This window comes from Plectonema cf. radiosum LEGE 06105 (assembly GCF_015207665.1).
GTDB lineage: Bacteria > Cyanobacteriota > Cyanobacteriia > Cyanobacteriales > Nostocaceae > Rivularia > Rivularia radiosa_A.
Genome location: NZ_JADEWL010000007.1, coordinates 37,792 through 50,572 on the forward strand (window position 1 = coordinate 37,792; position 12,781 = coordinate 50,572).

Here is a 12,781-nt window from a genome sequence, read left to right on the forward strand (position 1 = left end):
TTATCTATTCTCAACTTCGGTTGTTTAAAAACGATTTTATACTTGTTTCTTTAAAATAAATAATTAATAATATAGTTGAGTTTTATCTTGGAAGTTAATATATTTTCCAAAGAAAAAGCTGAATATCAATATTGTTTGAATAATTCAATATTATTGATAATAATGTTATCTAATTATCTTGACAATGACTATATTGAATGTTTTAAAAGTAATATTTAATGCTTGAGGTAAGTCAATGAGATTTGGAATTGATATTGGACATAATTGTCCTCCAGACACAGGAGCAAATGGAATCAAATTTGAAGATAATTTGACTTTGGATGTCGGAAATAGAGTTATGGGTAAACTGAAAGATTTGGGACATCAAGTTATAGATTGTAAACCAGGAAAATCTAATAGTGTCGGAAATTCCTTGCAACAAAGATGCAAGAGCGCCAATGCAAGTAAAGTTGATATTTTTGTTTCGATACATTTTAATGCTTTTAATGGATTTGCCAACGGTACAGAAATATTTGCTATCAGCGATATAGCGAAAAAGATTGCTAAACCAGTATTAGATGAAATTCTGCAAATGGGGTATTTTAATCGCGGGATTAAAAATGGTTCTCATCTATACGTTTTGAAAAATACAAATATGCCTGGAATTTTAATTGAATGTTGCTTTCTTGATTCAGCAAAAGATATGAAATTGTTTGATTCGGAAGCAATGGCAAATGCGATTGTCAAAGGATTAACAGGTAAATTACCTTCTGCTCCGGTTATCTCGGTACCTGATGAATCATTAAATCCTGATGTATCTTTATTGAGATTGCAAAAAGCTTTAAATCGTCTCAGAATCACCGACTCAAAGGGTAATCCTTTAGATGAAGATAATATAATTGGTCCATCAACTGTATTTGCAATCACAAAATTTCAAGAAATAGTTGGTATTCAACAAACAGGAATTGCTGGTGATACTACATGGGGTGCGATTAATCAAATTTTAGCAAAACCAGTAATTAGGAAGAACCATGCTGCCGGTATCGTCATGAAATATTTACAATACCGTTTAGGTGCTGAACCTGATGGTATATATGGTTCTGACACAGAAGCTGCAATTAAGCAATTTCAGCGGGCAAATGGTTTGTCTGCTGATGGAATTATCGGAAATATCACTTGGCAGAAATTGATAGGGTAATTTTAAATAATCAGGGGTTAATAGTTAGGAGTTAAAGTTTTATATTTTGTAAATCCAGCTAAATAATATTGACAGTAATAATATGCCTTTTACTCCATTTATAAATTAAATTATATAATTTAAAAGGTCTATTTATAATTGTTTTTATACTTATAAATAATTCTAACTATTAACTATTAACTATTAACTCTTAACTCCTAACTCCTAACTCCTAACTCCTAACTCCTAACTCTTAACTCTTAACTCTTAACTCCTAAATTTATTCTGCTCGTGTACATGGTAATTATGTCCGGCTAACGCAATACCCAAAAAGCCCCATAACACCATACCAGCAACACCTAACATCCCACTGTTACCAGCTAAAGTTGATATCATACCGATACCAATACCACGGGATGCAGCCATAAAAGAATCAAAACGACATTCATTAAATTGAAATATTTGAAAAACTAATAGCAGCATTCCACCTAAATAAAACACTGCTCCAAACCAACCTAAAGTGAAAAATGTATCGAGGAATCCACTATCAATTACAATTGGTTCTAAGATACCTTGTTCATTTACAACAAAAGTATTTCCGACTCCATTACCTAAACCGTTGGTAAGGGCTTGATTCAAACCTTCCTCGTAAATTTTTTGTCGAACTTGGGCGCTATCGTCTTTTTCCAGATTAGAAAAAGTTTCAAAGCGTTGTGAAATTGTTTCCGAAAATGGCTCAATTGTTGTTAAAGGTACAACAAAAAGTACCATCAACAAAATAACCACAACCAGGCGCATTTGAGAGCGTGCTTTGAGGGAGCCAAATAGAGTTACTAATCCTACTAACCAAGCACCCCATAATGTCCGTACTGATGTTAGCAAAAATGCCAAATAACCGGCAGCCGTTGCAGGAATATTGAGATAGTGAGCGTGAGTCAATAACAATAATAAACCAGCCATCATTACAGCCCCAAAAGGTGCGGGAGAAGCCATTGTACTCCATACCCGCAATCCCAAAGGTTCTGGATCTCCCATACTTTTCAACTCGGTTTCTATCAGCCAAAATACATCCCATTCAGGTGCTACTATAAATTGCCAAACACCATAAGCACCCATCACCAGTACACCCCAGATAAAGGTGCGTTGAATTACCTGACGATACTGAGGATATTCTCGCCATTTGATAAACAAAAAGAAAGCAAACACAATCGGGGGTAGCCAATCGAAAATTCCCCTAACCGCAGTCATTGGGCTAGTTTTAATTAGTCCGATTAAAGAACCGTAAAACACACCTAAAAATGCCAAAACAAAAGGTAAACCACCTTGACTTAAGGACTTGGGAAGATATTTTAAAAAGGTATGTAAAGTAAATAAAGTGATTAAATATGGTGAAATCAGCATCAGACGACTGGGATCAAAACCGCTTTTTAAATCAACTAAGCGAGTTACAAATGGTGTAACGAACCACATCCACCATGTAAACCCGATATAGAGGATAGGATATCGCAGATACAAAAACAGACCTACTGCAAGGGAGAGTGCTATATAGCTATTGCGAAGAATAGCTGTAGCCCCTGAAAAAATACATAGTGCTGTGAACAATACCAATGCAAGTATTGCTGTCCAACCCAAAGGTGGTTCTAAACCAAAGGAAAATCCTTTTTTAGGAGTGTTATTTTGCGTTTGTATATAATTCACTGTTAAACTCGTGAAAAAGTTAGGGGTTAGGAGTTAGGGGTTAGGAGTTAGGAGTTGTAGAGACGTAGCAATGCTACGTCTGTACGGGAGTTAGGAGTTAGGAGTTGGGAGTTGGGAGTTAGGAGTTAGGAGTTGGGGGTTGGGAGTTGTAGAGACGTAGCAATGCTACGTCTGTACGGGAGTTGGGAGTTGGGAGTTGGGAGTTGGGAGTTGGGAGTTGTAGAGACGTAGCAATGCTACGTCTGTACGGGAGTTGGGAGTTGGGAGTTGTAGAGACGTAGCAATGCTACGTCTGTACGGGAGTTGGGAGTTAGGAGTTAGGAGTTATAATTTATTAATGCCTAATGCCTGATTAATATGTATTAATTGATAATAGATTTAGAGGCTTGCCAAGTTTGTAAACCTTGCCAACGACCGCGTAAAGATGCAAATAGCTTTTTACCTGCTAATAAACCTTGAGAAGGTAGAAATCGCAACCACTGAATAAAACCCACCGCTTCTCTGGTTCCTACTGTTATGGCCCAGAATAAAAATGCTAGTTTTTGTAATGGTGAGAAGTATTCTAACAAAGCTACAGTTTCATTGTGTACGGCATTGGCAAAGGCTATTTGATTGAAACTTTGACGTTGGTCTTCGTCAAATCGTTTCGCAGGATAATGATTAACTGCTATTTTGGGGTCGTAAATTAATTTCCAACCAGCCCGTTTTAATTTTAGGGAAAAAGCTAATTCAAAGTGAACTTGAGCGCCGGTACCTCGCATTCTTTCGTCAAAATGCCATCCCTCAATCGCCCCACGTCGAAAGCTCATGTTTACTCCTTTGAGTACATCTACTTCCCGCGCTTCACCACTACCTATATGATGATTACCAATAACTTTACCAAACCAACGTACTTGCCCAACTGTTGACGAATTTCCATCTTCTAAGTCAGTGCCATGATATACCCAATCGCGTCCACCTACACCACCGACACATTTATCTGCTAGATAATAACTTTCAATACGTGCTAACCAGTCAATATGGGGGGCTGCATCATCATCCGTAAAAGCCACAATATCAGTTGTTGCTGTATCGAGACCAGTATTCATGGCTGCAACTACCCCGGTAATACTGACCTTTGCGGTGCGTAATGGTAAATTTTTACGATCAAAGGCTGCAAGGAATGACCAAGTTTCAGTATCCGTATCGCGAACTACTACTATGACCTCATCAGCCGATCGAGTTTGATTTTGCAGTGCTTGCAAACAGCGAGCCAAGTCTTGGCTGCGTCGGTAAGTTGGTACAATGACCGCGATCGACATGACTAATTGATCTCCTCAAATAAATCTACATATTGTTGTGCCATATTTTTCCAGGTATGTTGGAGGGCGATCGCTCTTGCCGTTTGACCCATTTTAATTCTTAAATCCGGATTGGTGCTTAATTTTTGCATCGCTTCTGCTAAAGCTTTACTATCGTCTGGATCTGGTAAAACGATTCCGGCTTCGGGAGTTACTAAGAAAGCGGCTCCGGTACAACCTGCGGTAATTACTGGTATTCCTGTAGCCATTGCTTCAGTAAGTACTAAACCAAAAGGTTCGTACCGTGAAGGAAACACAAAGAAATCCACAACTTTCATAATCGCTGGGACATCACGACGGAATCCCAAAAAATGCACTCTTTGAGTTAATCCTAAAGATGCTGCTAGCTGCGGATAAGGGCTACCATCGGTAACACCAACCACTGCTAAATGCAAATCGGCAACTTGGACTAAAGCTCGTAGCACTGTGTCTAAATTTTTCCGAGGTAGTCTGATGTCTCCAGCAAACATTGCTAAGGGAACGCCAGTGGGTAAGTTCCATGTTTCACGATTACCAGCGCTACCGGGTGAAAATTCTTCGATATCTACCCCATTACTAATGACTCGAATAGCATCTTGAGGTACGCCAATTTCTCGTAAGTCTTCAGCAACTTGATTAGAAACTGCAATTACTACTTTGGTATTGTCAAATGCTGATTTTTCCCAACTAGCGTTGAGTGTCGTATACAACCACTGATAAAAATTATATAAAAAAAGGCGTGGATTGAGGATATTGTTTTTTGCAGCAGGTGTAGTTTGTAAGCTGGAAAACTTCAGCCAAGAGTTATGTACGAAATGTACTGCATTCACATCTGAATTTGCCCAGGTAATAGCACCATTAGTTTTAATTAAATCGAGTTGATCCCGATGTTTTTTTAGCCAATGGTTGCTTGCAAAAGCAAACTTAATGTTCCTGATTAATTCTGTTGGTAAACCTTCCACAGAAATAGGAACCCAATCAACTTGATGATGTTGTTCTAATTCTGGAGCAATTTTACTTGACAATACAGTCAAATGATGACCGCGCTTAATTGCTTCCCAAGCAACTTCATAATTGACTCTTCCTTGACCATCACCTTTAATTAAACTGTGAGTAATAATGCAAAGCTTCACGATATCAGCCTGCTGTAAAAATCAGGTACAAATTTCAAGAAATAATCACTGAAGAAGCAGATTCTGGTTGAGGAATATTTTCCTGCTGCCATAATAGTTGAATGCGAGAACGACGAATAATTTCTGGCCAAGCTTGGATTGCTCCTTTTTTTAATAAATACCCGCTCATATGAACAAAATATATAGTTAAAAAAGCTAGTAACTTAATCGGATTTGGGAATAGATTTTTATAGCGTTTAATGCCTACATAAAGTCTAGCAGCTTCTATGTGTAATTCATAATTACTAATACCACTAATACCCGGTGCGTCAAGCACACTCTGGGTACTTTTAACATTTACTTGTAATTCTGGACAAGAAACTATTTTGTAACCGTACTTAATAGCTCGCAAGCAAAGTTCTGCATCTTCATAACCGAAATATATATCTTCATCCCACTGTTCTTGAATAAAAAACTGTCTGGGGAATAATGCTGCATGAATTACGACTGTTTCGGGAGTCTCTTCGGTGGCAGAAAAGTATCCTCGAAAAGTTAACTTTGATGGTAGTAATTTTTCTCCTTTAGTACCTGTACTAACACCTGTAATAATAGTATATTTTCTTTGCTCGTTTGACATTTGAGAATATTTATCTATGGCATTAGCAATAAAGTCTGGTTCTACACAAATATCATCATCAACAAAAGCCACAAAATCTGTTTCTAACACAGAAGTTGCATTGACTGCGTTATTACGGTTAGCACAAACACCGCGCTGAGGACCTGTAATATAAGTTGTTCCTGGATATTGTTGAACAACTTGCAAATTTGTTTGCTGAATTTCAATATCTTGCGAGTCATCAGAAACAATAACAGTATGGGGCTTAACTGTAGAATTCCACAAAGCTTTTAAACAATCATCAAGCTGTAGGGAACGATTTCTAGTTGTAATACAAGCTGCAATTCGCATTTGTGTAAAAACTTCCTTGATTTGCAAATAATATTGATTACGAAATATATGTGATGTCAGTTACAACTAAAATTTAGCTGCGATTTTCGGAGGAATAAAACTGAGTATTAGTGCGGCTATTGTCCGTAAACTAAAGTGCTGACGTAAAGAATGCCAAAAACTAATACGTGCTTCTCTTAAGTTTTCACCCCGCATCAAGCCAATTCCTAAATTCGTACTAATATATCCCCATTGCTTCTGAAAATAAGGATGTAATTCTTTTAATCGGTCATCTTTGAGAAACTGCTCGTAACAGAAAAGGTCAGCTTTGGCTTTGCGGATTTTAGCCTGAAAATTGCGTCTTCCACTTAGCATTGTGTCTGTTTGTTCGTGTTCGCGATATCTGGTCAATTTAGCAGGATAATAATAAGCACCATTACCAGAACGACAGCACAGATAATTCAGATAAATATCCCACGAACCACCTACTTCTGCTGGAATGCTATCCCAATCAATTATTTCTCGACGAATTACAGCCGCAGTCGCGCTGGAAACTGCTCTATCAATTAAGCTTAATTTATAAAAAGGTTGGTAAATTCCTTCTTTCAAATCTACACGTTTATAGAATTGAGAACACTTTTGTGTTGCAGCAATATCTATTGTGCCATCTGCTTTGATAACGTAGTGGTCGCAGAAAGCTAAAGCTAAATTGGAATTGGCTTCTAATGGTGGTACAAGCTTAGCTAAGAAGTCTTTTTCCCATATATCATCGTCTAATAAGCTTGCAACATATTTACCTCGCGCCTTTTTAAAAGCATTCATTGTATTCACCAACATTCCTAGGTTGCTTTCATTACGAAAAAAGCGAATTCTAGAATCTGCAAAAGACTCAATTATCGATTGAGGATTTTCATAGCTACAATTATCAGAAACAATAATTTCGATATTTTGATATGTTTGTTGAACGGCACTTATCAGAGCTAATTTTAAATATTCCGGACGATTATAAGTAGGAATGATCACGCTGACTAAAGGTTGATTATGACAATAATTATCGGTCATTTCTTTAAATTTCAATAGTTGTTTTATACTCGTCAGATTTTACCACTTTTTGTAGCAGACTAATCGTTCTATTCCAGAATAATATACGACTTGCTGACCTAATTACTTTGTAAGATTTACTATATTTTATTGCTGTTTTCAGTTGAAGCATAGCTCCGGAGATATCGCCTTTTTTAATTAAAAAATCAGCAGACTCTAAAGCTAAAAAAGCACAATTTTGTTTTGCGGTTCGAGCCAGTTTGTGATTATTCTCTTGGGTAAAATAAGAATTCAATATAGTCTCTACGGTATTATAATTTTCCTGAATGAAAATATTACTTTTGGCGTTAACATTGTTTGCAGAATTTAAATGTACTCGCCACATAGCCAAAGGTTCTGCTTCAAACCACATTGGATAATGACTAAAAATTCTCACCCACATCTCCCAATCTCCACTGATACCACAGCGCCGGTCAAATCCTCCCAGATTTTCATAAACTTCACGTCGTACTACGGCAAGGGAAGGCACGGAAATACAGCAAAGTTCCGCAATTCTATGCAACCATTTTTTAGGTAAGATACCACTGGTGGGCATCTCAAAATCTGATAAACCTTGCCATTGATTGTATTGATCGATCGCAATACTTCGGCAAAATGCAGCACCTAGTTCTGGATGTTTTTCAAAAGGTTGTGCCATCTTTTCATAAAATCCCTCTCTTACACCATCGTCACTGCACATTAAATGAATCAACTTCCCCCTAGATAATTCAAAACAGGTTTGAAAATTATTCATCATACCGACATTACTGCTTTGACGGTAAAATTCTATACGGTTCGCCCCTAATTCTTTTACAACTGCTTCTGGGTTATCTTCCGTAGAGTAATTATCAACAACTACGATTTGCATCTGATCTACACCAGGGTCTTGTGCCAAAATACTCTTGAGTGTATACCGCAAGTATTCTGCACAATTGTAAGTAGGAATCATTACAGACCACAGAGGACGTTTTACTTCTGGGGAAACTGGCAAAATGCTCGGACGATAAGGATTTAACTGATTCATAGCTTATTTAACAGGGATTTTGCGTAAAAAAAGTCGTATATATTCGCAATTGTGAGTATTTGTCTAAATTAATACTCTTATTTATGTTTTAAAGATTACAAGTCGCCAGAGCGTAAATACATAAAAATACACGTATTGAAGTAGTGTATGTAGTATTACGGACATTTATCAGCTACGACTACCAAGTAAGTTGTTTACAGATAGTTGCCATGTGTATCTTTTGAATAGGTTATACCAAAATATATGTATATTAGGCGAGAGGTTTTGCGTTATTTTTTGAAATCAAAATCTTAGAGATAATCTTCTTTATAAAAGCTTTAAATTAGGGTTCGGTAATTACAAACGATATCCCTAAAAAGCACTTTAAGTATTCAAAATATTAATACCGTTTCTGTATGAATATGCACTTAATTAATCCATCTCCGTGGTTTTTAATCAGCATATAGCAAATTTCAGTTGAGTCCAATACACTAAAACCTCACTCCCTCCTCTCTCCGATGTCTTGGAGAGGGGTGGCTAAGAGAGGTAAAATTTGTATTGCACCCAAGTGAAAACCGCTATATTACAAATATTTCAGGCAAAAACCCCGACTTCTAAGGGAACTAACCTTAAAAAATAAGGCTTGCTATTAGCAAACCCTATGATTAATATTGTAAATTAACCAGCCATTCCTACTCTTTAATTTGTTTGACCGACTTCATTTTGCATTTGATGATATTTCCATAACTTGCCACGTTGTTGTAGTAAGTCTTGGTATTTTCCTTGCTCGACAATATTTCCTGCTTCTAATACAACTACCTTATCGGCTTTAGCAATTGTAGAAAGTCTATGAGCGATCGCAATCACTGTTCTACCAACAGAAAGCTTTTCTAAAGATTCTTGAATCAACCGTTCTGATACAGAATCCAAAGCACTGGTGGCTTCATCCAAAATCAAAATTTGGGGATCGCGAAGTAATGCACGTGCGATGGCGATTCGCTGTCTTTGTCCCCCGGATAATCGGACACCGCGATCGCCAAGTTGAGTATCAAAACCTTCAGGCATATCTTCGATAAATTCTAATGCATTGGCAAGTCTGGCGGCTTCTTTGATTTGGGCTTCGGAAGCGCTGAGTGTACCGTAAGCAATATTATTCCAAACTGAAGTATTGAAAATAAATGTATCTTGACTGACAACAGCCATGTTTTTTCGCAACGAGTAGATGTCAAAATCTTTTAAATCGACTCCATCAACAAAAATATGTCCTTCTGTTGGATCGTAAAATCGAGGAATCAAATCTGCAAGGGTGGTTTTTCCAGCACCAGATGCTCCTACCAAAGCAGTTGTTTTTCCCTTTTCAATGGTAAGAGTAATATTTTGTAATACTAAATTACTGGGTTCGTAACCAAAATCAACAGATACTATGTCAATAGAACGATTCAACTGCTTAAATTCAATAGAGCCATTTTGGAAGTACTCTTGGTCATCGCTTTCAAGTAGTTTTGTGACATTATCTAAGGAACCATTCAAGGTACTCATGAATGCTACCGTTCCATTGATGTCTTGAATACTGGGTACAAGACGAGTCATCACAAAGAAAAATGTTAATAAAGACTCAACTGGTAAAGTAAATTTCGCAAAGGAAAGAATAATTAAACCAATCAGCGCGGTAGTTGCAATTGATTCAGTGATGGGTTTTACCAAAGTCCAAGCTCTTGCAACTTTTATTGAAGCATTAAGCAATTTACCGCTAACGCTATAAAAACGCTCCCGTTCAAAATCTTGGGTACCTGATGCTTGAACTGTGCGGATACCATTAATAAACTCTGTGGCTGTTGAATGAAAAAGACCGTTAGCATTAGAAATTCCAAAGCTTGATTCTCGAACACGAGCATTAAGGGTTGAAAGTCCTACTCCTAAAAGTGTAAACAGCAACACCGAAACTATCGAGAGTTCCCATGATATCAAAAACATGGAGATAAAATAAACCGAAACTGCCATTCCCCTAGTAATCAGGAAAGCAGCACCACCAAAACCTTGTTTCAATCTCTCTATTTCAGTGGTTATCGTGTTTATCAGTTCACCGGAACGAGTTTTAACAAAATAGCTTAAGGGTAATGCTTGTAAATGTTCAAACATTCGTTTACGCAAACGGTCTGCTAGATGCAATTGTGCCGATTCGGTATAGATTGCACCAAAATAATTGAATGCAGAACGCAGCCAAGTACTTAATAAAATTAATATTGATATTCTATATAAACGACTTGTTGCCGAAGTTTTGACTCCTAATATCCAGATATCAAACCAAGCAATACCTGTGTGAATCGGTTCTGCATTACTCCCGGCTGTGAGACTTTGTAAAAAAGTTAACAAAAAACCAATAGTAAAACCTTCAAAAGCCGCTGCTAGTATAGAAAAAACTAAAGCAAATATAGTAACCTTACGAAAATGTTTAAATTCTCGTAATATTAAATAGTTATCCTTCCAGAAGTTAGTCGCTTTAAGTAAATTGCTGAATGGCTGATATATTTTTCTCTGCATATATATATTTTTAACTGTTAGAGTAGTAGCTAATCAAGGATTGATTCTTTTTTAACAGGATAGCAGTGTGAGATCAACAATCATCCCCTTTACTAAATAGTTAAGCAGAAATATTTAGCTATTTTTGGACAGGAATGAAATTGCTATATTTTATGAATTTTTCTTGCAATTTGCGTGGTCGCCAGCTAGTATCCTTGTTACCTCCTCTAACTAAATAATTTATTTTACACGGCTACTTAGCAGCATTTTTGTAATTATTCCCCCAGGATACAATGCCAACACGAAAGCTGAAATATAGTTTTTACAGGTGTTGGCAGTGATGATTTTGTTGAATTGGCAAGATAATGTATGAATAAGATTTATTAACATTTATAGACAACACATCAATTACGATATTTGGCTATCTAGATGTAAGATGCTTGATTCAGTCTCTACTTCCCACGAACTCATGATTCCTGGTAGATGATTCAGTTGTTTTTGTGCCTCCGGAGTTAGCTTAATCGCATCTTCCAAAGTCCAGCAACGAGAACCAAACAAGCCGATTTCACCTCGAAGCACATTTAACAACTGTGGTAAGTTTTCTAAACCGGATTTATGCATCCACTTACCTATTTGTGTGGTGTTTTGGTTTATTGCTTCTCTATTGGCGGATTTTGTCCGATATTTGATTATTTTGAATAATTTACCTCTTTCACCAACGTGCCAAGTACGTTCAAATATTGGTGCTTGAGTGTCTACTTTCATGAATAAAGCTAATAGTAACATCAGCGGACTTAATACTAGTAGAAAAATACTGGCGATCGCCCACTCAATTAAACGTTTGGAACCCCACAAAAATAAACTATTTGGCTTGGGCTGCTTTTTGTCAGCACTTAGAGACAAATATATTGGTTTAGAAATGGACGCACAAGCATCTGCCCAAAGTCTTACTTTTTCTTCACCCAATTTGGGATCTATGCGAACTAACTTAACGGCAGAATGTTTTAAGCATTCCTTCAAAGATTCATGATGATCTAATGAAGGCATATAGGGCTGCTTGATTGTACCCGAAGATTTAACTAATAATTGATTGCGTCGCCATTGAAGGGTGCAGTAGATCGAACTCTTAGATTCAAGTCCACTGGGGTTATTGTATAAATTTGGAGCTATTGAAATTGTCATATAAATTTTAAATTGTGTGGTGGTAGACAGCTTGTTTGATCATAAAATACCGGGGAAATGCCTATATTCTCCGTAATTATTGTTTTTACTTGCATCAAAATAAATAATGCAGGCAAATAATAACTCATAAAATTTCCGTTGCGGTAATTACATAACTTTTATCAATTCAATGGAAAAACTATCTTAATAAAAGATAGGGGACTACCAATAAACCGACGAAATTGTGCTATTACCTTTTTTTGTAACGGTATTCAATAAACAGGATATAGGAAACTATATGAATAACGCTATTTAAAATAGATTCTTTATTTATTCTTTAAACAGTAACTGCTTTATTACACTTATTATCAAGGTACGATGAATTAAATTTGCGTAACACTTAATAACTAGACTATGTTCAATTTCTAAGTAATTGTAACATACATATTTTTCACAACTTAATAAAGTTTTTTTTATTTGCAGAGCTTTACCTAAAAAAAACAAATATACTAAAGAATTCACGTAAAATTCATATATACTTCGTTTGTTCTGCTGTCATTTCGTTTAACCTCAAATACCCTTTGAGATTATGTTAACGTGAGTACCCCTGAGTGGAACACACTTACGAAAAATAAATATTCCTGCGCTTCTTATTTTCGAGAGGGCTATTGAAGCATATTGGGTAATAGTTTGAATTCAACAACTATCTTAAGTAATACATATAGCTTCCATAACCAAGTTTAATTGACAATATAAAAGGCATACGATTAAATGAAAACTTTGCCT

General features: G+C 36.5%; 9 protein-coding genes. 1 reads left to right on the plus strand and 8 read right to left on the minus strand.

Annotation, left to right across the window (positions count from 1 at the left end; genetic code table 11):
* The first annotated feature begins 235 nt into the window (after window positions 1-235).
* Complete coding sequence (locus IQ247_RS03480) at window positions 236-1,177, plus strand: N-acetylmuramoyl-L-alanine amidase (protein ID WP_193917081.1); 942 nt, start codon at window positions 236-238, stop codon at window positions 1,175-1,177.
* Between the two features lie 246 nt (window positions 1,178-1,423).
* On the opposite strand, the gene IQ247_RS03485 is transcribed toward IQ247_RS03480, so the two are convergent.
* The 8 genes from IQ247_RS03485 to hepC form a co-directional block, all read right to left on the minus strand.
* On the minus strand, window positions 1,424-2,854 hold the full coding sequence (locus IQ247_RS03485) for an O-antigen ligase family protein (RefSeq protein ID WP_193917083.1): 1,431 nt from the start codon (window positions 2,852-2,854) through the stop codon (window positions 1,424-1,426).
* Window positions 2,855-3,216: 362 nt separating this feature from the next.
* On the minus strand, window positions 3,217-4,155 hold the full coding sequence (locus IQ247_RS03490; RefSeq protein ID WP_193917085.1) for a glycosyltransferase family 2 protein: 939 nt from the start codon (window positions 4,153-4,155) through the stop codon (window positions 3,217-3,219).
* Between the two features lie 2 nt (window positions 4,156-4,157).
* Window positions 4,158-5,306, minus strand: coding sequence for a glycosyltransferase family 4 protein (locus IQ247_RS03495; protein WP_193917087.1), 1,149 nt, complete (start codon window positions 5,304-5,306; stop codon window positions 4,158-4,160).
* 34 nt (window positions 5,307-5,340) lie between these two features.
* Window positions 5,341-6,252: a glycosyltransferase family 2 protein gene (locus IQ247_RS03500; RefSeq protein ID WP_193917089.1), complete on the minus strand. Its 912-nt coding sequence runs from the start codon at window positions 6,250-6,252 to the stop codon at window positions 5,341-5,343.
* Window positions 6,253-6,318: 66 nt separating this feature from the next.
* A complete protein-coding gene (locus tag IQ247_RS03505) occupies window positions 6,319-7,293 on the minus strand; it encodes a glycosyltransferase family 2 protein (protein ID WP_193917091.1) in 975 nt (324 codons plus the stop codon).
* Window positions 7,294-7,297: 4 nt separating this feature from the next.
* Complete coding sequence (locus tag IQ247_RS03510) at window positions 7,298-8,335, minus strand: glycosyltransferase family 2 protein (protein WP_193917093.1); 1,038 nt, start codon at window positions 8,333-8,335, stop codon at window positions 7,298-7,300.
* 678 nt (window positions 8,336-9,013) lie between these two features.
* On the minus strand, window positions 9,014-10,855 hold the full coding sequence (hepA, locus tag IQ247_RS03515) for a heterocyst formation ABC transporter subunit HepA (RefSeq protein ID WP_193917095.1): 1,842 nt from the start codon (window positions 10,853-10,855) through the stop codon (window positions 9,014-9,016).
* Window positions 10,856-11,242: 387 nt separating this feature from the next.
* Entirely contained in the window at window positions 11,243-12,016 is a 774-nt protein-coding gene (gene hepC, locus IQ247_RS03520) for a heterocyst development glycosyltransferase HepC (protein ID WP_193917097.1), read from the minus strand.
* Between the last annotated feature and the right edge of the window lie 765 nt (window positions 12,017-12,781).